We start from the raw sequence: 26,226 nt of genomic DNA, 5'->3' as shown, positions 1-26,226 counted from the left end.
CTCCTCGGTGTTCTAGTTCTTGGGGCGCTTGTCGACCACGCGCCGGGCCTTGCCGGTCAGCGTGCGTTCGATGCCGCCGGGCGGGGTCAGGGTGACGCGGGTGGTCACGCCCACATGGGTCTTGATGCGGTGCTGAAGTTCGCGGCACAGCGCGTCCACGTCGCTTGGTGCAATGGCGGTGTCGCGCAGCTCGCCCAGCACTTCCAGCGTGTCGAGATGGCCGTCGCGCGCCACCACCAGCTGGTACTGCGGCGCCAGCGCCGGCATTTGCAGGACGATCTCTTCGATCTGGCTCGGAAACACGTTCACGCCGCGGATGATCAGCATGTCGTCCGAGCGGCCCGTGATGCGGCCCATGCGGCGCATCGCGCGCGAGGTCGGCGCCAAGAGGCGCGTGAGGTCGCGCGTGCGGTAGCGGATGATCGGCAGCGCTTCCTTGGAGAGCGACGTGAACACCAGCTCGCCCTCTTCGCCGTCCGGCAGCACTTCGCCGGTGTCCGGGTCGATGATCTCGGGGTAGAAATGGTCTTCCCAGATCACCGGGCCGTCCTTGCTCTCGATGCATTCGCTCGCCACGCCCGGCCCCATCACCTCGGACAGGCCGTAGATGTCCACAGCGTCGATGCCGGCGCGCGCTTCGATCTCGCCCCGCATGGCGTCGGTCCAGGGTTCGGCGCCGAAGATGCCGACCTTCAGCGAGGTCGTCGCAGGATCGATCCCCTGGCGCGCGAATTCCTCGACGATGTTCAGCATGTACGAGGGCGTGACCATGATGATCGAGGGCTTGAAATCCTGGATCAGCTGGACCTGCTTCTCGGTCTGGCCGCCGGACATCGGAATCACCGTGCAGCCCAGCTTCTCGGCGCCGTAGTGGGCGCCCAGGCCGCCGGTGAACAGGCCGTAGCCGTAGGAGATGTGGACCATGTCGCCCGCCCGGCCGCCGGCGGCGCGGATCGAGCGCGCCACCACGCCGGCCCAGGTGTCGATGTCCTTTTGCGTGTAGCCGACGACCGTCGCCTTGCCGGTGGTGCCGCTCGAGGCGTGGATGCGTGCTACCCGCTCGCGCGGCACGGCGAACAGGCCGAAGGGGTAGTTGTCGCGCAGGGTCTTCTTGTCGGTGAAGGGGAACTTCGCCAGGTCGGCCAACGTTTTCAGGTCTTCCGGATGCACGCCGGCGGCGTCGAAAGCGGCGCGGTAGTGCGGCACGTTCTCGTAGGCGTGCTTCAGCGACCATTTCAGGCGCTCGAGCTGCAGCGCCTGCAGCTCGTCGCGGCTGGCGCGTTCGATCGGTTCCAGCTCGCCGGGAGCGGGGGTGCGTTGGACCATCTTCAACCTCCTTTGTTGCTAAAGCTCTGCCACCATGCCGCTGACGCGGTGCGACTTCCCGCGGAACAGCGCGATCGTGCGCCCTTCCTGGTTGGTGACCTTGATGTCGTAGACGCCGGTCTTGCCTTGCAGCGCCTGCTCGGTCGCTTCGGCCACCAGCACGTCGCCTTCCTTGCCGGGGGCCAGGTAGTCGATGGTGCAGCCGGCGCCGACGGTGTTGAAGTTGTGCGAGTTGCAGGCGAAGGCGAAGGCGCTGTCGGCCAGCATGAAGATGTAGCCGCCATGGCAGGTGGCGTGGCCGTTGAGCATGTCGCCGCGCACGCGCATCGACATGCGCGCGTAGCCGGGCTTGATCTCGTCCAGGGTCATGCCCAGCGCCTGGCTGGCCGGGTCGCGCTCGTACATGGTCTTGCCGGCCAATTCGGCCAGCGCCTGCGGGTTCTCATGCATGGAACTGCGCTCCCGTGGCCACCTTGCGGCGCAGCAGCGGCGAGACGCGGTAGCGGTCCTCGCCATAGGTCGCGGCCAGATTGGTCAGCACGGCGACGATGTGCTGCAGGCCGACGCCGTCCGCCCAGGCCAGCGGGCCGCGCGGGTAGTTGACGCCCTTCTGCATCGCGATATCGACCGCTTGCGCGCTGCACACGCCCTGGTTGACGGCGTCGGCGGCTTCGTTGGCCAGCATGGCGACGGTGCGCATCACGGCCAGGCCGGGCACGTCGTCCAGGCGCGTCACGGCGAAGCCGGCGGCCTGGAACATACCGACGACGGCGTAGTAAGCGTCGTCACTGCACTGGTCGGCCCTGGCCAGCGCGATGCGGGTGGCGCCGGCGGGATCGAGCAGCAGGTCGTACACGACGGTGTCGTCATGCCAGCATTCGGCGGCGCGCTCGGTGGCGCTGCGGCCATCGGTGAGGTACACGGCGGCGCCCCCGCACAGGAAGCCGGCCGTCGCGTCGAGCGTTTCCTCGGACTGCAATGCGTACCCTGCGGCGGCGAGGCGCGCGGCGAGTGGCGCGAGCGTGTCGGATTCGCTGCCGACGATCGATACCGCCTCCGGCTTCGGCCGCGGCGCTTCGGTCTGCACGGCGGGCTTCTCGACGCCTTCGCCGTAGCGGTAGAAACCGCGGCCGGTCTTGCGGCCCAGGAAGCCGGCGTTGACCAGTTCCTGCTGCAGGATCGAGGGCGTGAAGCGCGGGTCGCCGAAGTAGGCGTCGTAGACCGAGTTCGTGACCGAGAAGTTGACGTCGTGGCCGATCAGGTCCATCAGCTCGAAGGGGCCCATGCGGAAACCGCCGCAGTCGCGCAGGATCGCGTCGATGGTGGCGGGGTCGCCGGCCTGTTCCAGCAGCAGGCGCAGGCTCTCCGCGTAATACGGGCGGGCGACGCGGTTGACGATGAAGCCGGGCGTGGATTTCGCGTGCACCGGGTTCTTGCCCCAGGCTTGCGCGGTGGCGTACGTGACGTCCGCGACGGTCTTGTCGGTGGCGATGCCGCTGATGACTTCGACCAGCGCCATCAGCGGCACCGGGTTAAAGAAGTGCATGCCGACCAGGCGCTCCGGATGGCGCAGCGGTGCGGCGATCGCGGTGACGGAGATCGAGGAGGTGTTGGTGGCCAGGATGCAGTCCTCGACCACGATGCCTTCCAGCTCGGTGAACAGGGCGCGCTTGGCGTCGAGGTTTTCGACGATGGCTTCGACCACCAGCGCGGCCTGCGACGCTTCCTGCAGGCTGCCGATGCGCGTCAGGCGCTCGCCCGCGAGATCCGCCTCCGCGGCGCCCATGCGGCCCTTGTCGACCAGTTTCGCATAGGTGGCCTTGATGCCGGCGATGGCCTTGTCGGCCGCATCCGGGCGGGTGTCGAACAGCAGCACCTGGTGGCCGGCGCTGGCGGCGACCTGCGCGATGCCGGCGCCCATGGCGCCGCTGCCGATGACGGCGACGATGCTTTGCTTCGGGAGTGCTTCCATCGTCATTCCCCCTTGAAGTGCGCCGGACGCTTGGCGATGAAGGCGGCGACGCCTTCGCGGTAGTCGTGGCTGTAGCCGAGTTCGCGCATCATCTCGCCTTCGAGTTTCAGCTGTTCCGGCAGGGTGTTGGTCCAGCTGGCCTGCAGGGCTTTTTTCGTGAATGCCAGTCCCTTGGTTGGCGCGCTCGCGAAGTGCTCGGCCATGGCCATGGCCTGGTCCATCAGGGCCTCGTCCGGGACGCAGGCCCAGATCAGGCCCCATTGCTCGGCCTTCTCGGCGGTGAGCTTCTCGCCCAGCATGGCCAGGCCCGTGGCGCGCGCCTGGCCGATCAGGCGCGGCAGGTGCCAGGTGCCGCCGGTGTCGGGGATCAGGCCGAGTTTGCAGAAGGCTTCGATGAAGCTGGCGGATTTCGCGGCCAGCACGATGTCGCAGGCCAGCGCCAGGTTGGCGCCGGCGCCGGCGGCCACGCCGTTGACGGCGCAGATCACGGGCATGGGGAGGGACTTCAGCGTCATCACCAGCGGGGCGTAGAACTTCTCGACGGATTCGCCGAGGTCGACGCCGGGGGCGCCTGGGGCCACCGCGCGGTCTTGCAGGTCCTGGCCGGCACAGAAGCCGCGGCCGGCGCCGGTCAGCACGAGGACGCGGACGGATTTGTCGGCCCGGAGTGTTTCAAGGGCGTCGCGCACTTCGAGGTGCATGGCCTGGGTGAAGCTGTTCAGGCGATCGGGGCGGTTCAGGGTCAGGAGGGCGATGCCGTTTTCGATGCTGAACTGGATGGATTCGTAGGTCATTGGTGTCTTCACTATTCTTGTTATCCCTTGAGTCGTCGTCCCGGCGCAGGCCGGGACCCAAGTTCGTTGCTGAGCTACGAAAGTCAACTTGGGTTCCGGCCTTCGCCGGAACGACGCGCTAACGGGCCTATTCGGCGATGTCGAAGTCGACCACCACCTTGTCAGTGATCGGAAAACTCTGGCAGCTCAACACAAACCCGCGCGCCACTTCGTAGTCTTCCAGCGCGTAATTCACATCCATCTCCACCTGCCCATCCAGCACCTTGCAGCGGCAGGTCGAGCACACGCCGCCCTTGCAGGAGTAGCGCATGTCGATGCCGGCGCGCAGGCCGGCGTCCAGTAACGACTCCTTGTCCTTGTCCATCGTGAAGCTGGCGGCGTTGCCGTCCATGATGACGGTGACTTCGGTCTGATGCTGGGCGCCCGCTTCCACCTTGCGCGGCTTGTGTTCGTGCTTCGGGATGCTGGCGGCGAACAGCTCGATGCGGATCTTTTCCTTGGCCAGGCCGGCCGCCTGCAGCGAACGCGAGACGCCGTGCATCATGTCTTCCGGGCCGCAGATGAAGGCGACGTCGATGTCGCGGACGTCGATCCAGTGCTTGAGGAAATGGCCGCACTTTTCTTCCGTGATGCGGCCGTTGAACAGTTCGATGTCCTGCTGCTCGCGGCTCATCACATACACCAGCTTGAGCCGGTCCATGTAGCTGTCCTTGAGGTCGGTCAGCTCGTCGCGGAAGATCACGCTCGACGAGGCGCGGTTGCCATAGACGAGGGTGAAGCGGCTCTTCGGCTCGGCCAGCAGGGTAGTCTTGATGATCGACAGGATCGGCGTGATGCCGCTGCCGGCCGCGAACAGCAGGTAGTGGCGTTCGCTCGTCGGATCGAGCGGCACGTTGAAGTGGCCCATCGGCGGCATCACTTCCAGCGTGACGCCCGGCTGCAGGTGCTCGTTGGCCCAGGTCGAGAACTGGCCGCCGCCGACGCGCTTGATCGCCACGCGCAGCTGGTCGTCCTGCACCGCCGAGCAGATCGAGTAGGAACGGCGCACGTCCTCGCCGTCGATCATCGCGCGCAAGGTCAGGTGCTGGCCCTGCTGGTAGGCGAATTGCGGCTTCAGCTCTGGTGGAACGTCGAAGGTGACGGCGATGGCGTCGCGCGTCTCATGCTTCACCTTGGCGATGCTCAGTGGATAGAATTTGCTCATCTTCTTAATGACACTTGAAGTAGTCGAAGGGCTCGCGGCAGTCCAGGCACTTGTACAGCGCCTTGCACGGGGTCGAGCCGAATTCGCTGGTCAATTGGGTGTGCGGCGAGCCGCAGTTGGGACAGGACACATCGGGCGCGGCGCGGCGGCGGATGCCGGCATGCAGGCCGCTGATATCGATCGCCTGCTGGCTAGGTGGCGCGATGCCGTAGCCTTTGAGCGCTGCCTTGCCGGCGTCGCTCATCCAGTCGGTGGTCCAGGCGGGCGACAGGCGGCTGACGATGCGGACATCAATCAGGCCGTGCGCCAGCAAGGCTTCCTTCACGGAGTCCGAGATCACCTGCATCGCGGGGCAGCCCGAGTAGGTCGGCGTGATCGTCACCACGCAGGTGTCGCCTTCGAAAGCGACGTCGCGCACGATGCCGAGATCGACCACCGAGATGACCGGGATCTCCGGATCGGCGACCTCGCCGAGCCAACCCCAGACCTGCTCGATGCTGACGTCCACGGCGGTCATTACCACTGCGCTCCCGGATAGGCGCGCTGCAGGAACTGCATCTCGGCCAGGATGTAGCCGAGGCGCTCGGTGTGGCGGCCCTGCTTGCCGCCGCGCTGCATCCACGCATCCGGCGAAGGCATGTTGAGCGTGGCTTCGTTCAGCACGTCGGCCAGGTGGTCGAGGAAGTGCTTGCGCAGGCTGTCCGCGCCCGGCGCCACGCCCTGCTCCACCATCGCGTCGTCGACGGCGTCGTAGATAAACATCTCGCCGCTGTACATCCACAGCTCGTCGAGCGCGGTCTGCATCTTGGCGTGGCTGATGTCGGTGCCGTCGCCCAGGCGCACCACCAGATCGCCGGAGCGGCGCAGGTGATACGTCACTTCCTTGATCGACTTCTGCGCGATCTCGGCGATGCGCGGGTCGCTCGAGCGGGTCAGGCCGTCCATCAGGAAGTAGTGCCAGGTATCGAACAGGAACTGGCGCATCATCGTGTCGGCATAGCTGCCGTTGGGCTGTTCGACCAGCAGGCAGTTGCGGTAATCCTGGGCGTCGCGGTCGAAGGCCAGGCGGTCTTCGTCGCGCCCGCGCCCTTCGCATTCGCCGGCATACGACAGCCACATGCGGGTCTGGCCGAGCAGGTCGAGGGCGACGTTGGACAGCGCCATGTCTTCTTCGAGGGCCGGGCCCTTGCCGCACAGCTGGCACAGCTGCTGCGAGAGGATCAGGGCGTTGTCGCCCTGGCGCAGGAGATAGTCGAGTTTCGCATCCACGGCGGGGCTCACAGGTTCTTCACTTCTTCCGGCATCGGGAAGAAAGTCGGGTGGCGATAGACCTTGCTGTTGGCGGGCTCGAACAGGGCTTCCTTGTCGCTCGGGCTGCTGGCGACGATGTCCTGGGCGCGCACGACCCAGATGCTGACGCCTTCGTTGCGGCGGGTGTAGACGTCGCGCGCGTTGTTGATCGCCATCTCGGCGTCAGGGGCGTGCAGGCTGCCGACGTGCTTGTGGGCGAGGCCGTGCTGGCTGCGGATGAAGACTTCCCACAGGGGCCATTCTTTGCTCATTTCGTGTCTCCGGATGTTATGCGGCGGCTTTCGCGGCGGCTTTCTTGTCGGCGTGGGCGACCAGGGCGTCGCGGAACCAGGCGCCGTCTTCGTACGCTTTCACGCGGGTGCGCAGGCGCTCGCGGTTGCAGGGGCCGTTGCCCTTCAGGACGTTCTGGAATTCGCTCCAGTCGATCTCGCCGAAGTCGTAGGAACCGCGTTCGGCGTTCCACTTGAGGTCGGGGTCGGGGATGGTGAGGCCCAGGTATTCGGCCTGCGGCACGGTCTGGTCGACCATGCGCTGGCGCAGCTCGTCGTTGGAGAACAGCTTGATGCGCCAGGCGGTCGATTGGGCGCTGTTGACGGATTCCGCGTCCGACGGGCCGAACATCATCAGGGACGGCCACCACCAGCGGTTCAGCGCATCCTGCGCCATCGCCTTCTGCTCCGGCGTGCCTTGGGCAAGGCTCATCATGATGTCGTAGCCCTGGCGTGCGTGGAAGGACTCTTCCTTGCAGACGCGGATCATGGCGCGCGCATACGGGCCGTAGGAACAGCGGCAGAGCGGGATCTGGTTGATGATGGCCGAGCCGTCGACCAGCCAGCCGATCGCGCCCATGTCGGCCCAGCTCAGGGTGGGGTAGTTGAAGATGCTCGAATACTTGGCTTTACCGGCGTGCAGCGCCTGCAACAGCTCGTCGCGCGACACGCCCAGGGTCTCGGCGGCGCTGTAGAGATACAGGCCGTGGCCGGCCTCGTCCTGGATCTTGGCCAGCAGGACCGACTTGCGCTTGAGCGTCGGCGCGCGCGTGACCCAGTTCCCTTCCGGGAGCTGGCCGACGATCTCGCTGTGCGCGTGCTGCGAGATCTGGCGGATCAGGGTCTTGCGGTAAGCCTCGGGCATCCAGTCCTTGGCCTCGATCTTGATGCCGGCGTCGATGCGCGCCTGGAACGCCTGTTCCTCGGCGCTCATGTCTTCCTCGGTACGGACTTTCTTGAGTCCGGTCTCCACCATCTGTGCGTACATGTCGGTCTCCGTTGCGAAGTTCTCCAAACCATAATACGATACAAAAAATCGGATGTACACCAGAATTTTGAATCATATTGCGAACTCTACAACATGACACAGCTCAGCAGCGGCGCCTGGATCGAACGCTTCCTCACGACCGAGCCGCCGCGCCATAAATCGCTGGTGATGACCCTGTGCGGCGACACCATCGCCCCGCACGGCGGCGCCTTCTGGCTGGGCAGCATGATCGAACTGCTGGGGCCGCTGGGCGTGTCGGACCGCCTGGTGCGCACCAGCGTGTTCCGCCTGGTGCAGGAAGGCTGGCTGGTCGCCAGCCGCGAGGGTCGGCGCAGCCGCTACGCGCTCGAACCGAAGGCGCTGCCGCGCTTCGAACGCGCCAACCGCCGCATCTATTCGGCGCCGGGCCTGGATTGGGACGGGCGCTGGACTTTCGTGCTGGCCCCGAACGGCAGCATCGACGCCGACCTGCGCACGCTGCTGCGCAAGGAGCTGGAGTGGGAAGGCTTCGCGATGCTGGCCACCGGCGTGATGGCGCACCCGGCGCCGGACCGCGAGACCTTGCGGGAGATCCTGGCGCGCGCCGGCGCCGAGGGCAAGGTGTTCGTGTGCAAGGCGGCCGAGTTGCCGGGCGCCGGCTCGCGGCCGCTGCCGGAACTGGTGAACGATGCCTGGGACCTGTCCGCGGTCAGGGCAAGCTACCGCGGCTTCATCGACACCTTCACGCCCATCGCCGAGATGGGAGACAGCCTGGCGCCGCAGGATGCGTTCGCGATCCGCACCCTGCTGGTCCACGCCTACCGCCGGGTGCAGCTGCACGACCCGATGCTTCCGCTCGCGCTGCTGCCCGCGCCGTGGCCGGGCAGCGAAGCCTACGCGCTGGCCGCGCGCATCTACCGCCAGGTCCAGGCGCGCGCCGAGGAGCACGTGATGGCGATGCTGCGCAAGGAGGACGAAGCCACGCCGCCGGCCGACGCGCAATATCGCGGACGCTTCGGCGGACTCGATTAAAGCGGGCTGGCGACGGTGAAGCGTGCGCGCAGGTGGCGCGGCGTTTCGATCTCGTCCGCCACCGCCAGCGCCAGGTCTTCCACGGCGATGCCGGCCGGACGGTCGCCCGATTTCAAGAGATCGTCCGCGCCCACCCGATACGCGCCGGTGCGCTCGCCCTGCCCCAGGAAGGCGGGCGGGCTGAGAAAAGTCCACTCCAGCGCGGTGTGCGCGCGCATCAGGTCCAGCGCGTCACGCGCCGCGCGGGCGCCCGGCACGATATTCGGCGGCACGTGCGCTGTGAATTCTTCCGTGTCGACCAGCTGCACGCCGGGCGCCACGTACAGGCTGCCCGCGCCGCCGATCACCAGCAAACGCCGCACGCCGGCCGCTTCCACGCCACGTGCGATGGCCGCGCTGCCGCGCATGAAATTCTCGTACAGCGCCGGATCGTTCCAGCCCGGATTGAAGGCCGAGACCACCGCGTCGTGCCCGCGCACCGCGCCAGACACCGCGTCCGCATCGTAGGCGTCCGCCACCACCGGGGCGAGGCCGGCTTGCGGCGCCAGGCGCGCCGCGTCGCGCACCAGCGCGCCGACCTCGTGGCCGCGCCGCAGCAGCTCGGCGAGGACGGCTGCGCCGACGAATCCGGTGGCGCCGATGAGGGCGATCTTCATGGGTGACTCCTTGTGTGGAAAAGTAAAGCATGACGATATCTGCTTCACGGTCCGGTGATAAGCGGTCTAGAATCGCCAGCACCTTGAAGCTGGACTTACAAATGACCGACCTGAAGCTCTATGCCGTCTTCGCCGAAACCGTCGCCGCCGGCTCCATGAGCGCCGCCGCGCGCCGCCTCGGCATGACACCCTCCGCCGTCAGCCAGGCGATCCGCACGCTCGAACGCGAGACCGGCGTCACCCTGCTGCACCGCTCGACCCGCAAGCTGACCCTGACCGACGCCGGCGCGCGCTGCCTGCCGCACTGCCGCCGGATGCTGGACGCCGCCGGCGCCGCCGGCGACGCGCTGGCGCAGGCGCGTGACGCGCCGGTGGGCGAATTGCGCATCGCCGCGCCGGTCGGCTTCGGCGCCCACATCGCACCGGCCCTGGCCCCGGTGCTGGCGGCCTGGCCGCAGCTGCGCCTGCAGCTGCTGCTCGACGACGCCATGATCGACCTGGTCGATGCGCGCATCGACATCGCGCTGCGCGCCGGCACGCTGCCCGATTCCGACTGGGTCGCGCGTCCGCTCGGCCGCTTCGAGATCATCCTGTGCGCCGCTCCCGTCTACATCGAAGCGCACGGCATGCCGCAGACAGCGGAGGACCTGGCGGCGCACCACTGGCTGGCGTCGCCGCGCGAACATGACAGCGGCGCGCGCATCGTCTGCAACAACCAGCTCACCCTGCAGCAACTGTGCGAGCAGGGCCTGGGCCTGGCGCGGCTCGCGCACGCCGACGCGGCGCCCGCCCTGGCGCGCGGCCTTCTGGTACGGGTGCTGCCCGGCGTGCCGCTGCCCGCGCTGCCGGTGACGGCCCTGACGCCCGGCCGCAGCGGCGATCCGGCCAAGACCCGGGTCGCGCTGGACGCCTTGCGCCGCCATTTCGCCGCGCTCCCGGGTTGTCTTTCCGGCTAGCGAAGGCGCGCCAAATGGGGGTATGATCGCTCTTTTACCCAACACCCATACCCGGGACATACCATGTCTATCAAGATCAGCAGCCAGTTCGACGCCGGCGCCATCGAGGTCGTGAACGCCACCAGCGCCAACGCCATCGACCTGAACATCCGCAAGGATTCGCACGCCGACATCATCCAGTGGTTCTACTTCCGCCTGCAGGGCGCGCAAGGCGAAGCCTGCACCATCCGCTTCCTGAACGCGGGCCAGGCCGCCTATCCGGCCGGCTGGGAAGGCTACCAGGCGATGGCGAGCTACGACCGCGTGAACTGGTTCCGCGTGCCGACCTCCTTCGACGGCCAGGTGATGACGATCGAGCACACCCCGGGCATGGACAGCGTCTACTACGCCTACTTCGAGCCCTACTCGTGGGAACGCCACCTCGAGCTGCTCGACCGCGCCCAGATGTCGGAGAACGTGCGCATGCTGGACCTCGGCTCCACCGTCGACGGCCGCGACCTGAACATGCTGGTCATCGGCGAGCCAATTCCGGAGAAGAAGAAGGTCTGGGTGATCGCACGCCAGCACCCGGGCGAGACGATGGCCGAGTGGTTCGTGGAAGGCATGCTCGACGCCCTGCTCGACCCGGCCCACCCGTTCGGCCGCCAGCTGTTGAAGGAAACCGTGTTCTACGTGGTCCCGAACATGAACCCGGACGGCTCGGTGCGCGGCAACCTGCGCACCAACGCGGCCGGCGCCAACCTGAACCGCGAGTGGATGAACCCGACCATGGAGCGCAGCCCGGAAGTGTTCCTGGTGCTGAAGAAGATGCATGAAACCGGCGTCGACCTGTGCCTGGACGTGCACGGCGACGAGGGCCTGCCCTACGTCTTCGTGGCCGGCAGCGAATCGCTTCCGACCTGGACAGAAGCGCAGGCGGCGCAGCAGAAGACGTTCATGGACGACTTCAAGATCGCCAGCCCCGACTTCCAGGACGTGCACGGCTACGGCGCCACGCCCTTCACCGACGAAACGCTGACCATGGGCTCGCCGCACATCACCCACGCCTTCGGCTGCCTGTCCCTGACCCTGGAACTGCCGTTCAAGGACAACGCCAACGACCCGGACCCGCAGGTCGGCTGGGACGGCGCCCGCAGCGCGCGCCTGGGCGCCGCCGTGCTGCAGCCGGTGCTGAACGCCATCCGCGCGCTGAACAAGGCATGAGCGTCTTTTCCGCATCCGTGTTCGACGCCACCGTCGTGGTCGACGGCCAGGAACTGTTCAAGGGCCGCGGCGCGGCCCAGGGCTGGGCCGAGAAGGTGGCGAAGGAACTGGAAACCGAGGTGACGGTCGAGAAGATCGGCACCGGCTGGGCCTTGAAGGCGACGGTCGATGGCGAGCCCCGTACGTGGGGCATTCATGGTCAGCGGCTGAGCCGGATCGAGCAGGCCGGCTGACCGCCATTTTTCGATAAGAATGATCAAGCAAACGCTCCACCTCGGTGGAGCGTTTTTTATGCACATTCCATACGACCTCGTCGATGCGCTGGATATGCATGCCTCATAATTCCTCATTTGTTGCAATAATTTCTCGACACAATTTACAGATTGGGCGATATTGACGCGTTCCCATCGACCCGTTTCGACCATGCAGACATTCGCCACCGACCTTCCGCACGGCCCACTTGTTTCCGGAAGCATGAGCGGCTCTTCCTACGACGTCGCCGATACGACGCCGCCGCTGGTGGTGAGCTATCCCGTCGCCGGTCACGACGTTCGCAATGATCTGGTGTTCGTCTTCAATGAGCCGGTCAAGCTCGGCAGCGGGACGGTGACCTTGCATTTGTCGGGCGTGGGAACCGTGTACACGGCCGATATAAGCGGCAACGCCCGCTTGACCTTGTCGAACAACACCCTCATCTTCGATCCCCCGGACGAGCTGCAACCGAAGGGCATCTACACGATCATGTTCAGCCTGGACGCGGTGGTCGACCTGGCCGGCAATCCGGTATCGGACCGCGGGCTGAACGTGCTGTTCGTGACCGGCATCAGCCCCAGGCCCGTGACTGCCACCGGGACCGCTCAGAACGACACGCTCCATGGCAGCGATTTCGCGGACTCGCTCTCCGGCGGCAGCGCGGGCAACGACAAGCTCTACGGCTACGGCGGCGATGACATCCTGTATGGTGGCGACGAAGCGCCGCGCACCGGATTGATCAACGACTATCTCTACGGCGGCGACGGCAACGACGTCCTGCATGGCAATGGCGGCATCGACGAACTGCGCGGCGAAGCCGGCGACGACGTCCTGTATGGCGGCGCGGACCGCGACTTCCTGTTCGGCGGCGCCGGCGACGACGTGCTCGACGGCGGAGACGGCGACGATTCGCTGCATGACGAGGCCGGCGACAACATCCTGACGGGCGGCGAGGGCAACGACTTCCTGGCCACCCAGGCCGGCACTACCGGCACCCTGAATGGCGGCAACGGCAACGATACCCTGGTCGGCCACGGCGGCGAGGATTATTTCGGCGGCGCCGGCGACGACACCATCCGCCTTGTCCTCGACGCCCCGGCCGCCGCCCGGGGCGCCGCCTACGGCGGGTCGGGCAACGACCGGATCGAACTGTGGTGGAGCAGTCCGTCGGATACCCACCTCGACATCCGGGGCGGCGACGGCAGCGATACCTATGTGCTCCAGGCCTTCGACATGGCGGCCGGCGCCACCGCCGATGTGCGGATCGTCGACTTCGGGAGCGGCGACAGCATCGACGTGCGCCCGCTCCTGGGATTCGCCGGCACCGGCAATCCGTTCGCGAACGGCAGCCTGCGCCTGGTGCAGGATGGCGCGAACACGGCATTGATGTTCGATCCGGACGGCACGGGCGCAGTCCATGCCTATCACACGGTGCTGACGCTGGAAGGCGTCACCGCGGCCAGCCTTAACGCAAATAACTTCCTGGGCGGCATCGATCCCAATCCTGCGCCACCGGCGGCGACGCCGGTCAACAAGACCGGTAGCGCCGGCAACGATTTCCTGACCGGCGGCAGCGGCGACGATCGCCTCGACGGCGGCGACGGCAACGACGTGTTAACGGGCGGCGCCGGCAACGACGTCCTGGTTGGCGGCGCCGGAATCGACACCGCGAACTATTCCGGCGCCAGCAGCGACTACACGATCACGCGTGGCGCAAACGGCATCCAGGTGGTCGACAAGCGCAGCGGCGCGGCAGGCGACGGCAGCGACCTGCTGACCGGGGTGGAGCGCCTGGTCTTCACCGACCGCCACCACGCGCTCGACACCGACGGCGTGGCCGGCCAGGCCTACCGCATCTACCGCGCCGCCTTCGACCGCGCACCCGACCCGAGCGGGATGGGCTTCTACCTGTCGATGATGGAAAAAGGCGTGAGCCTGGGCGACGTCGCCGCCAGCTTCGTCGCCTCCCAGGAATTCCGGGAGATGTATGGCAGCACGCCGACCAATGCCGAGATCGTCATGCGCCTGTACAAGAACATCCTGCACCGCGAACCGGAAGCGGGCGGCTACAACTTCTGGCTGGATGTGCTGGACAGCAAGCGCGCCGACCTGCCCACGGTGCTGGCCGCCTTCAGCGAAGGACCGGAAAACCGCGCGGCGACGACGGAACTGATCGCCAACGGCGTAGCCTACACGCCCTACGGCTGAGGATAGCGGGCGCGCGCGGTGTCGGCCGCGTGCACCAGCATGGCTTCCAGCACCTGCCGGTCGACGTCATCCAGCCGGCGCAGGTAGAGGCAGGCCTTGCCCATCTTGTGCCGCCCGAGTTTCTCGCGCAGCGCCGCCAACGGCGGATCGTCGCAGGACAGGTAGACGCTGATGTCGCCCTTGCGCGAGGAAAAGCCGAGCAGCGGCGCGTCGCCTTCGCGGCCGCTGTCGTAGCGGTAGTGGTAGCTGCCGAAGCCCACGATGCTCGCCCCCCACATCACGGCGGGCGCGCCGGCGAGGCCTTCCATCATCGCCGCGAGGACTGCGCAATCCTGGCGGCGGACGGGGTCAACAATGGCCTCGAGGTAAGCCTCGAAGCTGCTATCGGTTGGAACGGTCTTGCTGGCCATGGCTGGCCGTCAGAGTTCCACGCCCAGGTGCTTGCCGACCCAGGCGTTCGCATCGTCGACGGTGTCGAAATGCAGGGTCGCGATGGCGGTCTTGTCGGGCGCCAGGAAGGTGGTGTAGACCTTGCGGCTGTCGTTGCCCGAGCTGAGCAGGTCGGACTGCTGGGACAGCTCGACGGTGGCGACCAGGTCGAGGTTCAGCAGCACGGTCTTCTGGCTGTTTTCCTTGTCGATGCGGACGAATTTACTCATGGGTGTTCCTTTCAGCTGCCGGCGATGACCATTTTCTCGATCAGGATCGAGCCGGTCGTCTTGTTGCCGCGTTGCAGGACGTCGTTACCGACGGCCACGATCTGTTGGAACATTTCGCGCATATTGCCCGCGATGGTGATTTCCTCGACCGGATACTGGATCACGCCGTTCTCGACCCAGTAGCCCGACGCCCCGCGCGAATAGTCGCCGGTGACGTAGTTCACGCCCTGCCCCATCAGTTCGGTCACCAGCAGGCCCGTGCCCATCTTGCGCAGCATGCCTTCGAAGTCGTCGGCGCGTTTGGTATTGGTCGAGACGATGTCGAGATTGTGCGAGCCGCCGGCGTTACCGGTGGTCTGCATGCCCAGCTTGCGCGCCGAGTACGAGGACAGGAAGTAACCCTGCAGCACGCCCTTGTCGATCACCTTGCGGCGCGTGGTGCGCACGCCCTCTTCGTCGAAAGGCGCCGAGCCGACCGCGCCGACCAGGTGCGGGTCTTCGACGATGTTGATGTGGTCAGGGAACACCTGCTTGCCGAGGGAATCGAGCAGGAAGGTCGACTTGCGGTACAGCGCGCCGCCCGACACGGCCTGCACGAAAGCGCCCAGCAGGCCGGCGGCCAGCGGCGCCTCGAACAGCACCGGGCAGGTGCGGGTGTCGAGCTTGCGCGCGTTCAGGCGCGCCAGCGCGCGCTCGGCGGCGTAGCGGCCCACCGCTTCCGGCCTGGCCAGTTTCTTGGGGTCGCGCGCCGAGGTGTACCAGTCGTCGCGCTGCATCTTGTTGCCCTTGCCCGCGATCGGGGCCACCGAGATCGTATGGCGCGAGAACGGGTAGCCGCCGATGAAGCCGCGCGAGTTGGCGCCGACGAAGTGCGACTGCTGCACGTAGACGCTCGACCCTTCGCTGTTGCCGATGCGCGGGTCGACCTCGAAGGCCGCGTTCTCGCAGCGCTGGGCCAGTTCGACCGCCTCTTCGGTGCTGATCTGCCAGGGGTAGAACAGGCGCAGGTCGCGCGGATTGGTTTCCAGCAGGTCGGCGTCGGGCAGGCCGGCGCAGTCGTCCTCGGCGGTGAAGCGGGCGATGTTCCAGGCCGCTTCCACGGTGTCCTTCAGCGACCTGGTCGAGAAGTCCGAGGTGTTGGCGTTGCCGCGGCGCTGGCCGTAGTAGACGGTGACGCCGATGCCCTTGTCCTTGTTCTGTTCGATGGTCTCGATCTTGCCCTTACGCACGGAAACCGACAGGCCGCTGCCTTCGCTGATCTCGACCGAGGCATCGGTCGCGCCCTGCTCTTTTGCGAACGCCAGGACGTCGCGCGCTAGCTGTTTCAGCTGGTCCTGCGTATGGGTAAAAGCGGAGTCGTTCATGTCGTGTTTTTCGTGTCAAGACCTAAAACAGTTATCATAGCAGCCGTTTACAGTTTTCACTGATCGGCCAAGCGCCAATCGGATCAATTCATATCATGCCTAATCCAAACCGCGGCTCCGTCGGCTTCCAGTCCAACGAATTCGAGCAAGAATACGAACGCCCGTCCAAGTCGGAGGCCAAGCGCCAGTCGAACGAGCTGCAGAAGCTCGGCGAACAGCTGGTGGACGCGCCGCGCGACCGCGTCAAGCGCGTCGAGATGCCGGAAGACGTCAAGGAAGCCATCCTGACCTGCCAGACCATCAGCAACCACGAAGGCCGCCGCCGCGCGCTGCAGTTCGTGGGCAAGAAGATGCGCACCCTGGACGAGGAAGAAGTCGCCGTCATCCAGCGCACCATCGAGGGCTGGAAAGGCGCCTCGAAAGCCGAAACCGCCGCCCTGCACGCCCTCGAGCGCCGCCGCGAAAAGCTGCTGGCCGACGACAAGGCCCTGACCCAGCTGCTGGAAGAGCACCCGGAACTCGACGTGCAGCAGCTGCGCACCTTGATCCGCAACGCGCGCAAGGAGCAGGCGGAGAACAAGCCGCCGAAGGCCTACCGCGAGATCTTCCAGATCCTGAAGGACCTGGGCAGGAAACCGAAGCAGGCAGCCGCGGATGACGACGACGAATCCGGCGACGAGGAATCCGATGACGAGTGATCGAGAGCTGGTGATCGGCCTGGTGTCGGTTTCCGACCGCGCCAGCGGCGGCGTCTACGAGGACAAGGGCATTCCCGCCTTGTCCGACTGGCTGGCGCAGGCGATCACCACGCCATTTCGACTTGAAACCCGCTTGATCCCCGACGAACGCGCGGAGATCGAGCGCACCCTGGCCGACCTGGTCGACACCGCCCGCTGCCACCTGGTCTTGACTACCGGCGGCACCGGCCCGGCGCGGCGCGACGTCACGCCGGAAGCGACGCTGGCCGTGGGTACCCGCGAGATGCCGGGCTTCGGCGAGCAGATGCGCCAGATCAGCCTGCGCTTTGTGCCGACCGCGATCCTGTCGCGCCAGACCGCCGTGATCAGGGAAACGCAGGATCATGCTGCCCTGATCATGAACCTGCCGGGCCAGCCGAAGTCGATCAAGGAAACGCTGGAAGGCCTGAAGGACGACGCCGGCAACGTGGTCGTCGGCGGCATCTTCGCCGCGGTCCCCTACTGCATCGACCTGATTGGCGGCCCGTACATGGAAACCAACCCGCTGGTGAGCAAGACCTTCCGCCCGAAGTCGGCGCTGCGTCCTCCCGCGGCATCAAGGAAAACCGAATGACCCAACTGCTGGAAAACATCGAGATCGAGACCGCGCCGAATCCGGAAATCGCGGTCATCTGGCTGCACGGCCTGGGCGCCGACGGCAACGACTTCGTGCCGCTGGTGAACGAGCTGGATTTATCAAGCCTGCCCGGCATCCGCTTCGTCTTCCCGCACGCGAAGACCATGCCGGTGACGATCAACGGCGGCTACGTGATGCGCGCCTGGTACGACATCAGCAACGCGGACCTGAGCCGCCGCGAAGACGAAGGCGGCCTGCGCGCCTCGCAGCGCGACGTCGAGGCCCTGATCGCCCGCGAAAAGTCGCGCGGCATCCCCGCCTCGCGCATCATCCTGGCCGGCTTCTCGCAAGGCTGCGCGATGACGCTGCAGACCGGCATGCGCCATCCGGAAAAGCTGGCGGGCATGCTGTGCCTGTCGGGCTACCTGCCGCTGGCGAACGTGGCCGCCGCCGAACGGCACGAGGCCAGCCTGGCCACGCCGATCTTCATGGCCCACGGGCTGCACGACAACGTGGTGCCCTTCGTGCGTGCGCAGCAGTCGGCGCAGGTGCTCGAGGACCTGGGCTATGACGTGGAGTGGCACCAGTACACGATGCAGCACTCGCTGTGCCTGGAGGAGGTGCAGGATGTTTCGACGTGGATGAGGAAGGTGCTCGCCTAACCGCCGGCACACCTGCGAAGTATTCTTTTCCCGTTAGCTTATGAACGTCATCCCGGCGAAGGCCGGGATCCGATTTTGTATGCGCACCGCTAACGCATCAAGCATACGCTGACTTAACGCGACAAACTTAGGTACCGGCCTTCGCCGGAAGTCGTAGGCCCCAGTGGGGCGTACGAGGATCTTGGCGATAGCGGTCTAAACGTCACTGCCTCAACGCCGCATCCACCGCATCCGACAACCGCGACACGATCTCCGACAAATCCGCCGCCGTCGCAATGAACGGCGGCGCCAGCAGCACATGGTCCCCATGCTGCCCATCGATGGTCCCGCCCATCGGATACACCATCAGCCCGTTCTCCATCGCCTTGGCCTTGATCGCCGCATGCAGCTTGCGCTCCGGCGCGAACGGCGCCTTGCTCGCGCGGTCCTGAACGAATTCCAGCGCCAGGAATAGCCCGCGCCCGCGGATGTCGCCCACGTGCTCGTTCACCCCGAAGACGTCGCCCAGCATGCGCCGCAGGGTGGCGCCGCGGCTGCGTACCCGCGCCAGGAGGTCGTCGCGCGCGATCACCTTCTGCACTTCGAGCGCCGCGGCGGCCGCCACCGGGTGGCCGATGTAGGTGTGCCCGTGCTGGAACACGCCGCTGCCCTTGCGCAGGCAGTCGGCGATGGTCCGGTGCGCCAGCACCGCGCCGATCGGCTGGTAGCCGGCCGCCAGCCCCTTCGCCGCGACGATGATGTCGGGCGCCACGCCGTCCTGCTCGATCGCATACATGCTGCCGGTGCGGCCCATCCCGCACATCACCTCGTCGGCGATGAACAGGATGCGGTAGCGGTCGCAGATCTCGCGCACGCCCTGGAAGTAGCCGGGCGTCGGCGGAATCGCGCCGCCGGTGGCGCCCACCACCGGTTCGGCAACAAACGCGATGATGTTCTCCGGCCCGGCCTCCAGGATGCGGGTTTCCAGTTCGTCGAGCAGGCCGGCGGTGTAGTCGGCGGTGCTCTGATGGGCGGCGCGGCCGCGGTATTCGTAGCAGGCGGAGACGCGCACCGTGTCCATCAGCAGCGGCGCGAAATCCCTGCGCCGCCACTCGTTGCCGCCCACCGCCAGCGCCCCCAGGGTATTGCCGTGGTAGCTTTGGCGCCGCGCCATGAACAGCTTGCGCTGCGGCTCGCCGGCTTCGACCCAGTACTGGCGCGCCAGCTTGAGCGCGGTCTCCATCGCTTCCGAGCCGCCCGAGACCAGGTAGACCGCGCCGATGTCCTGCGGCGCGCCGGCAATCAGGACGTCGGCCAGCTCCTCGGCGGCGTCGGTGGTGAAGAAGCCGGTGTGGGCGTAGGCGAGCTTGTCGATCTGGCGGTGCATGGCGGCGATCACGTCCGGATGGCCGTGGCCCAGCGAGGACACGGCCGCGCCGCCGCTGGCGTCGATATAGACGCGGCCGGCCTTGTCGCGGATGCGGATGCCGTCGCCTGCCACCGCGGTGGGCGGTACCTGGCGCAGATTGCGATGGAGGATGTGGCTCATGGCTTGCTCCCTTCCCTTCTGGTGAAGGATTGACGATAAGCGTGTGGCGCGAGGGTTCTTTTGATTTTGTTGGGACGCTGTGCAATTATTTACCGATTACAACAGTCACCCTTCGCCATGACCGACCGACTCGGACCGATCGCGCCAGAGGACATGACGCCGGAACAGCGCGCCGCCGCCCAGGCCATCATCGACGGCCCGCGCGGCGCCGTCTACGGCCCCTTCGTCCCGCTGCTGCGCAGCCCGGAACTGATGGAGTACGCCCAGCGCATGGGCGAATACCTGCGCTACCGCAGCGCCATCGGGGTTCGGCTGTCGGAACTGGCCATCCTGGTGACGGCGCGCCAGTGGAATCAACAGGTCGAGTGGGCGATCCACGCGCCGATCGCGGCGCAGGTGGGAATTCCGGCCTCGGTCATCCACGCGATCGCCGAGCGGCGCCGGCCCGCGGACATGCTGGTGGACGAGGCGGTGGTGCATGACTTCTGCATCGAGCTGCATGAAGCCAGGTCGGTGTCGGACCGGGTGTATGCGGATGCGCTCGCGCTGTTCGGCGAGCAGGGGGTGGTGGACTTGATGGGGTTGAATGGGTATTACACGTTCCTGGCGATGGTGATGAATACGGCCAGGACGGGGGTGCCGTTCGAGGGTGGGGAGAGGTTGCCGGACTAGCGTTTGTGCGCTATTGGCTGCGGTGCGAACTTGGGTTCCGGCCTTCGCCGGAACGACGACGGTCTTCAGGCTAGCGATGAATGAGATGCTACAGTCAGCTCAACCGCAACATAAAACAACGTCATCCCGGCGAAGGCCGGGATCCAATTTTGCCCGCAGACCGCAAACGCTTATTTTGAAAACGCCACAACCTCAGCCTGCTGCTCCCCCAGCCCCGCAATCCCAAGCCGCAGCTTGTCGCCCTTCTTCAAGAACCGCTGCGGCGAGCGCCCCATCCCCACCCCCGGCGGCGTGCCGGTGGTGATGATGTCGCCCGGCTCCAAGGTCATGAAGCGCGACACGTAGCTGACGATGTGCGCCACGCTGAAGATCATGCTCGCCGTATTCCCGGTCTGCATGCGCTTGCCGTTCAGTTCCAGGTAGAGGTCCAGGTCCTGCACGTCGTAGATCTCGTCGCGCGTGACCAGGAACGGTCCCACCGGCCCGAAGGTGTCGCAACCCTTGCCCTTGTCCCACTGCGAGCCCATCTCGAACTGGAAGGCGCGCTCGGACACGTCGTTGACGACGCAGTAGCCGGCCACGTACTTCAGCGCTTCCTCTTCGCCGACGTACTGCGCGCGGGTCCCGATCACCACGCCCAGTTCGACTTCCCAGTCGGTCTTCTTCGAGCCTTTCGGCAGCTGGATCGGGTCGTCCGGGCCGTTCAGCGAACTGATCGCCTTGGTGAAGAACACCGGCTCGGTCGGCATCGTGGCGCCCGTCTCCGCGACGTGGTCGGCGTAGTTCATGCCGACGCCGATGAACTTGCCGACCTTCGCCACCGGCACGCCCAGGCGCGGGTTGCCGCGTACCAGCGGCAGGGTTTTCCAGTCGACCTTGGCCAGCTTGCGCAGGGCCTTGTCGGACAAGGCGGACGCGTCGATGTCGCCGATGATGCCGGACAGGTCGCGCAGGCGGCCCTCTTCGTCGAACAGTCCCGGTTTTTCCTTGCCCGGGCGGCCATAGCGCACCAATCTCATGCTCGTCTTCCTGAATGAATGAAACCGGGGATGATACCAAGGAACGCCGCTAGTGACTCAGGAGGTAGGCGCTCATGTCGAGCGCATCGCGCTCGCTGACGCCCATGTTCGGCATCGCCGTATGCGGGTCGATCGCTTGCGGATCGCGGATCCAGCGCACCAGGCCGGCCTGGTCGTTCGGCACCGATCCGGCCAGCACCTTGCGCTGCCCCATCTCCGACAGCGGCCGGCCGACGTAGACCTTCGATCCGGGCACGCCGGGAATCAGGTGGCAGGACTGGCAGGCGTACTGGGTCAGGGCGATCTTGCCGCGCACCGGGTCGCCCACCACGCCGCCGGGCGGGCGCTCGACCGAGCACGCGCTCAGCGTCATGGAGGCAAATAGCGCAAGCAGTAGTCTCATCGCGCCGCCTCCGGCGCCGTCGCTGCCTTGAACGCCTGGGTATCCATCGACGGCAATACCGTCACGAACGCCACCACCGCCCACAGCTCGTCCTCGCTCAGGTGGTATTCCCAGGCCGGCATGCCGCTCATCTTGATGCCGTGCTTGGTCACCCAGTACAGCTCGTTCGGATCCCAGCGCTGGGTCGCGTCGACCAGCGGGCCGGGAATGGGCTGCATGCTCATGCCGATGGTCGACTGGGCCACGCCCGGCCCGCCATGGCACTGCAGGCATTTGTCGCGGTAGACCCGGGCGCCGAGCTGCAGCTGCTGCGCGCCGCCCAGGCGCGGCGTCTTCACGTCCTCGGCATGGTTGCGCACCGACTGCTTCATGCCCTCTTCCAGCACGGTATAGATGAAGGCGTAGTGCTGGGCCGTGGCGCCGATGTTGTACCAGCCGCCGTAGAGCAGCGCCAGGCCGGCCGCGCCGGCGATGGCGCCCGCCGCCAGCAGCGTGAAGGCAGCGGTCTTGACGATCAGCCGTTGGCGGTTGGTGAGCATGGGGCGGGGTGCGTCCGATTGGATTCGTTAGAAAAATTGCATCATGGTTTGTGTATTATAAAAGCCCCTTCACAATAGCGAGTTCCAAGCGTGCGCACCCTTCCCACTCCTCCCGTCCTGCACCGCGCCGCCCTGGCGCTGGCCTGCGTGGCGGCGCTGGCGGGCTGCAAGGAAGAGCGCGCCTCGAACGTGCCCGGCGGCGACATCGATCAGGGCCTGCGCCTGGTGACCCAGTACCAGTGCGGGGCCTGCCACGCGATCCCGGGCGTGCAGGGCGCCGCGGGCGACTCCGGCCCTTCGCTCGACTACATCGGCCGCCTGAGCTACATCGCCGGCGGCATTCCCAACAGTCCCGACAACATGGTGCGCTGGCTGCGCGTGCCGCATGCGCTCAAGCCCGGCACCGAGATGCCGCCGATGGGCCTCACGGAGCAGGAGGCGCGCCACATGGCGGCTTACCTGTACACGCTGCGATGAACGCCGTGCTCCCGCTCGATAACGCGCAGTCCGTCCTGCACCCCGCCGGCTGGGACGCCCTCATCATCAGCCACTTCACCTGGGTGCTGTTCGGCGCCGGCACGCTGATCTTCATCGCCGTGATGGCGCTGCTCTTCCTCAGCCTGCGCCGCCACGAGCGTCCCGCGCGCGCCATGCTGTGGATCGGCGGCGGCGGCGTCGCCTTCCCGGTCGTGGTGCTCTCCGCCCTGCTGGGCTGGAGCACCTGGCGCAGCGCCCAGCTGGCGCCGCAATCCTCGCAGGATGCACTCACGATTTCGGTCACGGCCAAGATGTGGTGGTGGGAAGTGCGCTACCACGACCCGGTGAGCGGACGCGAGATCGTCACCGCCAACGAGATCCATATTCCCGTGGGGCGCGCGGTCTACCTGGGCCTGAATTCGGCCGACGTGATCCACAGCCTGTGGGTGCCGGCGCTCGCGGGCAAGCGCGACATGGTGCCGGGGCGCGTGACGGGCCTGAGCCTGCGCGCCGAGAAGCCCGGCGTCTACCGCGGCCAGTGCGCGGAATACTGCGGCGAACAGCATGCGAAGATGGCGCTGCACGTGGTCGCCTCGACCCAGCAGGACTTCGACGCCTGGCTGGCGCGCCAGGCACAGCCGGCCGCTCCCGCCGACAGCCCGCAGCTGGCCAAGGGCCGCGAGCTGTTCCTGGCGCAGCGCTGCCAGGCCTGCCACACGGTCCGCGGCGTGGCCGAAGAGTCGCGCCTGGGGCCCGATCTCACCCACGTGGGCAGCCGCATGCACATCGGCGCCGGCGCCCTGCCCACCCGGCGCGACAGCCTGGCGGGCTGGATCGCCGACCCGCACACGTCCAAGCCCGGCGTCTTCATGCCCGGCTCGCGCGAGCTCGATCCCGCATCCCTGGCCGCGCTGGCCGCCTATCTCGAGTCCCTGAAATGACCCAGCAGCTCCCCAATTCCCTGCCGCGGCCGGACGGCGAATTCGACCGGCTCAAGGAGGTGTGGCGCACGCCGACCGGCTGGCGCTTTTTCAGCTCGGTGAACAACACCAGCATCGGCCTGCTCTACATCGGCACCGCCCTGCTGTTCTTCATCCTGGCCGGCATCCTGGCCCTCGTCATGCGGGTGCAGCTGGCGGTGCCCGACAACGCCCTGCTCTCGCCCGAGACCTACAACCAGGTCTTCACCATGCACGGCACGGTGATGATGTTCCTGTTCGCGATTCCGATCGTCGAGGCGATCGCGGTCTACCTGCTGCCGAACATGCTGGGGGCGCGCGACCTGCCCTTCCCGCGCCTGTCGGCCTATGCCTTCTATGCCTATGCCTTCGGCGGCCTGGCCTTCTTCTGCACGATCTTCGTGGGCCTGGCGCCGAACGGCGGCTGGTTCATGTATCCGCCCTATACCGGGGAGCAGTATTCGCCCGGCCTGAACGCCGACTTCTGGCTGCTGGGGATCGGCTTCATCGAGATCTCGGCGATCGCGGGCGCGGTCGAACTCATCGTCGGCATCCTGTTCACGCGCGCCCCCGGCATGACCTTGCGCCGCATGCCGGTGTATGCCTGGGCCATGCTGGTGGTGGCCGTGATGATCGTGTTCGCCTTCCCCGCCGTGATCGCCGGCACCGCCCTGCTGGAACTGGAACGCGCCTTCGACTGGCCTTTCTTCATCGCCGACCGCGGCGGCGACCCGATCCTGTGGCAGCACCTGTTCTGGTTCTTCGGCCACCCCGAGGTCTACATCATCTTCCTGCCGGCGGCCGGCATGGTCTCGACCATGGTCCCGACCATCGCCGCCACCCCGCTGGTGGGGCGGCGCGCCATCATCGTGGCCCTGGTCGGCGTGGGCTTCTTCAGCTTCGGGCTGTGGGCCCACCACATGTTCACATCCGGCCTGGGCGTGCTCGAGATGAGCTTCATCTCGGCGGCCAGCATGGCGGTCGCGATCCCGACCGGGATCCAGGTGTTCGCCTGGATCGCCACCCTGTGGAACGGCCGCGTGCAGATGAATTCCCCGGCCCTGTTCCTGATGGGCTTCATGTTCATCTTCGTGCTGGGCGGGCTGACCGGCGTGATGGTCGCGGTGGTGCCCTTCGACTGGCAGGTGCACGACACCTATTTCATCGTCGCCCACCTGCACTACGTCTTGATCGGCGGCATGGTGTTCCCGGTGTTCGCGGCGATGTACTACTGGCTGCCGCTGGTCAAGGGCCAGCGCATGTCGGAGCGGCTGGCGCGCTGGGTGTTCTGGATGATGTTCGGCGGCTTCAACCTCGCCTTCTTCCCGATGCACATCACCGGCCTGCAGGGCATGCCGCGCCGGGTCTATACCTACGATGCGCAGCTCGGCTGGGACTTCCTGAACCTGCTCTCCACCGTCGGCGCCTTCATCTTCGCCTTCGGCGTGCTGCTGTTCATCGTCGACGCGGTGCGCACCCTGCGCCGGCCCGAGAAGGAAGTCGGCAACCCGTGGAATGCGCCGACCCTCGAATGGCTCACCTCCGAGTCCTACGGCAACCGCAGCATCCCGCGCATCACCACGATCAATCCGCTGTGGGAGCAGCCGACGCTGTCCGAGGAAGTCGACCGCGGCCAGCACTACCTGCCCGGCACCGCCACCGGCCTGCGCGAAACCATCGCCACCAGCCCCGTGTCGGCCGAACCGCGCTACCTGATGGTGCTGCCGACCGACAGCTGGCTGCCCGTGATCGCGGCGCTCGGCACCGCCGGCTTCTTCCTGCTGCTGACGGTGAAGGCGGTGCTGCTGGCCTGGATCTTCGGGATCATGGCGGTGGCCGGCACCGTGGCCTGGCTGTGGGAGTCGGACCGCAAGCCGCCGATCAGGGAGGCGCGCGTGGCCGACGACCTGGTGCTGAAGGTGGGCGCCAAGGGGACCGCCTCGCAATCCTGGTGGGGCATCTTCATCACGCTGATCGTCGACGCCTGCATCTTCACTTCCTTCGGCTATGCCTACGTGCACGCCTCGATGCGCCTGATGGTCTGCCCGCCGCCCGGCGCGGCGCTGCCCACCCTGCCCTGGACGCTGGCATCCGGCGGCCTGCTGCTCGCTTCCTCGGCGCTGATCCTGCTCGCCATGCGCTCGCTCGGCAAGGCGCGCCTGCCCTGGCTGGTGCTGCTGGCGCTGGGCTGCACCGCGGCCTCCTTCCTGCTCGACCTGCGCGGCCACCAGTTCGCCGGGCTGGACCCGACCGTCAGCGCCTGGGCCGCCGGCATCGGCGGGCTGCTCGGCTACCAGGGCCTGCACGTGGTGCTGCTGGCGATCGCCGGCCCCTACCTGGCGCTGCGCCACTGGCGCGGCCACCTGGGTGAACACAGCCGGGCGACGCTCGACAACGTCGCCCTGATCTGGCACTACGTCACCCTGCAGGGCATCGCCGGCATGCTGCTGGTGCAGGGCTTGCCGCTGCTGATGGAGTGA

At 66.8% G+C, this 26,226-nt stretch carries 29 protein-coding genes; 12 read left to right on the top strand and 17 right to left on the bottom strand.

What is annotated here, in order from left to right:
• Window positions 1-12: 12 nt before the first annotated feature.
• The 9 genes from paaK to paaA all read right to left on the bottom strand — a co-directional run bounded on the left by paaK (window position 13) and on the right by paaA (window position 7,864).
• Window positions 13-1,326: a phenylacetate--CoA ligase PaaK gene (gene paaK, locus LQ564_RS01960; protein WP_231056403.1), complete on the bottom strand. Its 1,314-nt coding sequence runs from the start codon at window positions 1,324-1,326 to the stop codon at window positions 13-15.
• A gap of 18 nt (window positions 1,327-1,344) precedes the next feature.
• On the bottom strand, window positions 1,345-1,776 hold the full coding sequence (paaI, locus tag LQ564_RS01955; protein WP_231056402.1) for a hydroxyphenylacetyl-CoA thioesterase PaaI: 432 nt from the start codon (window positions 1,774-1,776) through the stop codon (window positions 1,345-1,347).
• Window positions 1,769-3,298, bottom strand: a complete 1,530-nt coding sequence (gene paaH, locus LQ564_RS01950; protein ID WP_231056401.1) for a 3-hydroxyacyl-CoA dehydrogenase PaaH — start codon at window positions 3,296-3,298, stop codon at window positions 1,769-1,771. The genes paaI and paaH overlap by 8 nt, the downstream gene beginning before the upstream one ends.
• A gap of 2 nt (window positions 3,299-3,300) precedes the next feature.
• Entirely contained in the window at window positions 3,301-4,092 is a 792-nt protein-coding gene (gene paaG, locus LQ564_RS01945; RefSeq protein ID WP_231056400.1) for a 2-(1,2-epoxy-1,2-dihydrophenyl)acetyl-CoA isomerase PaaG, read from the bottom strand.
• Between the two features lie 127 nt (window positions 4,093-4,219).
• Window positions 4,220-5,296: a 1,2-phenylacetyl-CoA epoxidase subunit PaaE gene (gene paaE / locus LQ564_RS01940; RefSeq protein WP_231056399.1), complete on the bottom strand. Its 1,077-nt coding sequence runs from the start codon at window positions 5,294-5,296 to the stop codon at window positions 4,220-4,222.
• A gap of 4 nt (window positions 5,297-5,300) precedes the next feature.
• Window positions 5,301-5,813, bottom strand: coding sequence for a 1,2-phenylacetyl-CoA epoxidase subunit PaaD (gene paaD, locus LQ564_RS01935; protein ID WP_231056398.1), 513 nt, complete (start codon window positions 5,811-5,813; stop codon window positions 5,301-5,303).
• Window positions 5,813-6,565: a 1,2-phenylacetyl-CoA epoxidase subunit PaaC gene (gene paaC / locus LQ564_RS01930; protein ID WP_231057347.1), complete on the bottom strand. Its 753-nt coding sequence runs from the start codon at window positions 6,563-6,565 to the stop codon at window positions 5,813-5,815. Before paaC ends, paaD begins: the two co-directional genes overlap by 1 nt.
• An 8-nt stretch (window positions 6,566-6,573) precedes the next feature.
• The gene (gene paaB / locus LQ564_RS01925) at window positions 6,574-6,858 is read right to left on the bottom strand and encodes a 1,2-phenylacetyl-CoA epoxidase subunit PaaB (protein WP_159701094.1); all 285 of its coding nucleotides are present in this window, start codon (window positions 6,856-6,858) and stop codon (window positions 6,574-6,576) included.
• Between the two features lie 16 nt (window positions 6,859-6,874).
• The gene (paaA, locus tag LQ564_RS01920) at window positions 6,875-7,864 is read right to left on the bottom strand and encodes a 1,2-phenylacetyl-CoA epoxidase subunit PaaA (protein WP_231056397.1); all 990 of its coding nucleotides are present in this window, start codon (window positions 7,862-7,864) and stop codon (window positions 6,875-6,877) included.
• A gap of 93 nt (window positions 7,865-7,957) precedes the next feature.
• On the opposite strand from paaA, the gene paaX reads away from it, so the two are divergent.
• Window positions 7,958-8,875 (top strand): phenylacetic acid degradation operon negative regulatory protein PaaX, encoded by a 918-nt coding sequence (gene paaX / locus LQ564_RS01915; RefSeq protein ID WP_231056396.1) that lies wholly within the window; start codon window positions 7,958-7,960, stop codon window positions 8,873-8,875.
• On the opposite strand, the gene LQ564_RS01910 is transcribed toward paaX, so the two are convergent.
• Window positions 8,872-9,531 carry an NAD(P)-dependent oxidoreductase gene (locus LQ564_RS01910; protein WP_231056395.1) on the bottom strand — a complete coding sequence of 220 codons (660 nt, stop codon included), beginning with the start codon at window positions 9,529-9,531 and terminating at the stop codon, window positions 8,872-8,874. The genes paaX and LQ564_RS01910 overlap by 4 nt on opposite strands.
• Before the next feature lie 101 nt (window positions 9,532-9,632).
• Between LQ564_RS01910 and LQ564_RS01905 the strand changes: the two genes are divergently transcribed.
• The 4 genes from LQ564_RS01905 to LQ564_RS25885 all read left to right on the top strand — a co-directional run bounded on the left by LQ564_RS01905 (window position 9,633) and on the right by LQ564_RS25885 (window position 14,150).
• Window positions 9,633-10,487 carry a LysR family transcriptional regulator gene (locus tag LQ564_RS01905; protein WP_231056394.1) on the top strand — a complete coding sequence of 285 codons (855 nt, stop codon included), beginning with the start codon at window positions 9,633-9,635 and terminating at the stop codon, window positions 10,485-10,487.
• 63 nt (window positions 10,488-10,550) lie between these two features.
• Complete coding sequence (locus tag LQ564_RS01900) at window positions 10,551-11,690, top strand: M14 family metallopeptidase (protein ID WP_231056393.1); 1,140 nt, start codon at window positions 10,551-10,553, stop codon at window positions 11,688-11,690.
• Window positions 11,687-11,923: a hypothetical protein gene (locus LQ564_RS01895; protein ID WP_231056392.1), complete on the top strand. Its 237-nt coding sequence runs from the start codon at window positions 11,687-11,689 to the stop codon at window positions 11,921-11,923. Before LQ564_RS01900 ends, LQ564_RS01895 begins: the two co-directional genes overlap by 4 nt.
• Before the next feature lie 241 nt (window positions 11,924-12,164).
• Complete coding sequence (locus LQ564_RS25885; protein WP_272492073.1) at window positions 12,165-14,150, top strand: DUF4214 domain-containing protein; 1,986 nt, start codon at window positions 12,165-12,167, stop codon at window positions 14,148-14,150.
• Here the strand turns inward: LQ564_RS25885 and LQ564_RS01875 are convergent.
• From LQ564_RS01875 to pmbA, 3 genes are read right to left on the bottom strand one after another with little or no spacing between them, the layout of a single operon-like run.
• Entirely contained in the window at window positions 14,141-14,560 is a 420-nt protein-coding gene (locus LQ564_RS01875; protein WP_231056391.1) for a DUF1801 domain-containing protein, read from the bottom strand. The two genes, LQ564_RS25885 and LQ564_RS01875, sit on opposite strands and share 10 nt — an antisense overlap.
• Before the next feature lie 9 nt (window positions 14,561-14,569).
• Window positions 14,570-14,809, bottom strand: coding sequence for a hypothetical protein (locus LQ564_RS01870; RefSeq protein WP_231056390.1), 240 nt, complete (start codon window positions 14,807-14,809; stop codon window positions 14,570-14,572).
• Between the two features lie 11 nt (window positions 14,810-14,820).
• Window positions 14,821-16,173 (bottom strand): metalloprotease PmbA, encoded by a 1,353-nt coding sequence (pmbA, locus tag LQ564_RS01865; protein ID WP_231056389.1) that lies wholly within the window; start codon window positions 16,171-16,173, stop codon window positions 14,821-14,823.
• Between the two features lie 95 nt (window positions 16,174-16,268).
• Here pmbA and yjgA point away from each other — a divergent pair, with 95 nt between their 5' ends.
• From yjgA to LQ564_RS01850, 3 genes are read left to right on the top strand one after another with little or no spacing between them, the layout of a single operon-like run.
• Window positions 16,269-16,871, top strand: coding sequence for a ribosome biogenesis factor YjgA (yjgA, locus tag LQ564_RS01860; protein WP_231056388.1), 603 nt, complete (start codon window positions 16,269-16,271; stop codon window positions 16,869-16,871).
• On the top strand, window positions 16,861-17,484 hold the full coding sequence (gene mog / locus LQ564_RS01855) for a molybdopterin adenylyltransferase (RefSeq protein ID WP_231056387.1): 624 nt from the start codon (window positions 16,861-16,863) through the stop codon (window positions 17,482-17,484). The genes yjgA and mog overlap by 11 nt, the downstream gene beginning before the upstream one ends.
• Window positions 17,481-18,149: an alpha/beta hydrolase gene (locus LQ564_RS01850; protein WP_231056386.1), complete on the top strand. Its 669-nt coding sequence runs from the start codon at window positions 17,481-17,483 to the stop codon at window positions 18,147-18,149. The genes mog and LQ564_RS01850 overlap by 4 nt, the downstream gene beginning before the upstream one ends.
• A 202-nt stretch (window positions 18,150-18,351) precedes the next feature.
• On the opposite strand, the gene LQ564_RS01845 is transcribed toward LQ564_RS01850, so the two are convergent.
• Window positions 18,352-19,677: an aspartate aminotransferase family protein gene (locus LQ564_RS01845; protein ID WP_231056385.1), complete on the bottom strand. Its 1,326-nt coding sequence runs from the start codon at window positions 19,675-19,677 to the stop codon at window positions 18,352-18,354.
• 117 nt (window positions 19,678-19,794) lie between these two features.
• On the opposite strand from LQ564_RS01845, the gene LQ564_RS01840 reads away from it, so the two are divergent.
• Window positions 19,795-20,349 (top strand): carboxymuconolactone decarboxylase family protein, encoded by a 555-nt coding sequence (locus LQ564_RS01840; RefSeq protein WP_231056384.1) that lies wholly within the window; start codon window positions 19,795-19,797, stop codon window positions 20,347-20,349.
• Between the two features lie 170 nt (window positions 20,350-20,519).
• Here the strand turns inward: LQ564_RS01840 and LQ564_RS01835 are convergent, their stop codons facing one another.
• From LQ564_RS01835 to LQ564_RS01825, 3 genes are read right to left on the bottom strand one after another with little or no spacing between them, the layout of a single operon-like run.
• Complete coding sequence (locus tag LQ564_RS01835) at window positions 20,520-21,368, bottom strand: fumarylacetoacetate hydrolase family protein (protein WP_231056383.1); 849 nt, start codon at window positions 21,366-21,368, stop codon at window positions 20,520-20,522.
• Window positions 21,369-21,417: 49 nt separating this feature from the next.
• Entirely contained in the window at window positions 21,418-21,771 is a 354-nt protein-coding gene (locus tag LQ564_RS01830) for a c-type cytochrome (protein ID WP_231056382.1), read from the bottom strand.
• Entirely contained in the window at window positions 21,768-22,310 is a 543-nt protein-coding gene (locus LQ564_RS01825; RefSeq protein WP_231056381.1) for a c-type cytochrome, read from the bottom strand. Before LQ564_RS01825 ends, LQ564_RS01830 begins: the two co-directional genes overlap by 4 nt.
• A gap of 90 nt (window positions 22,311-22,400) precedes the next feature.
• On the opposite strand from LQ564_RS01825, the gene LQ564_RS01820 reads away from it, so the two are divergent.
• From LQ564_RS01820 to ctaD, 3 genes are read left to right on the top strand one after another with little or no spacing between them, the layout of a single operon-like run.
• Window positions 22,401-22,787 (top strand): c-type cytochrome, encoded by a 387-nt coding sequence (locus tag LQ564_RS01820; protein WP_231056380.1) that lies wholly within the window; start codon window positions 22,401-22,403, stop codon window positions 22,785-22,787.
• The gene (gene coxB, locus LQ564_RS01815; RefSeq protein ID WP_231056379.1) at window positions 22,784-23,728 is read left to right on the top strand and encodes a cytochrome c oxidase subunit II; all 945 of its coding nucleotides are present in this window, start codon (window positions 22,784-22,786) and stop codon (window positions 23,726-23,728) included. The genes LQ564_RS01820 and coxB overlap by 4 nt, the downstream gene beginning before the upstream one ends.
• Window positions 23,725-26,226 (top strand): cytochrome c oxidase subunit I, encoded by a 2,502-nt coding sequence (gene ctaD / locus LQ564_RS01810; RefSeq protein WP_231056378.1) that lies wholly within the window; start codon window positions 23,725-23,727, stop codon window positions 26,224-26,226. The genes coxB and ctaD overlap by 4 nt, the downstream gene beginning before the upstream one ends.

The sequence above is a fragment of the Massilia phyllostachyos genome (genome assembly GCF_021044825.1).
Taxonomy (GTDB): domain Bacteria; phylum Pseudomonadota; class Gammaproteobacteria; order Burkholderiales; family Burkholderiaceae_D; genus Telluria; species Telluria phyllostachyos.
This window is presented reverse-complemented; position numbering and strand designations above follow the sequence as displayed.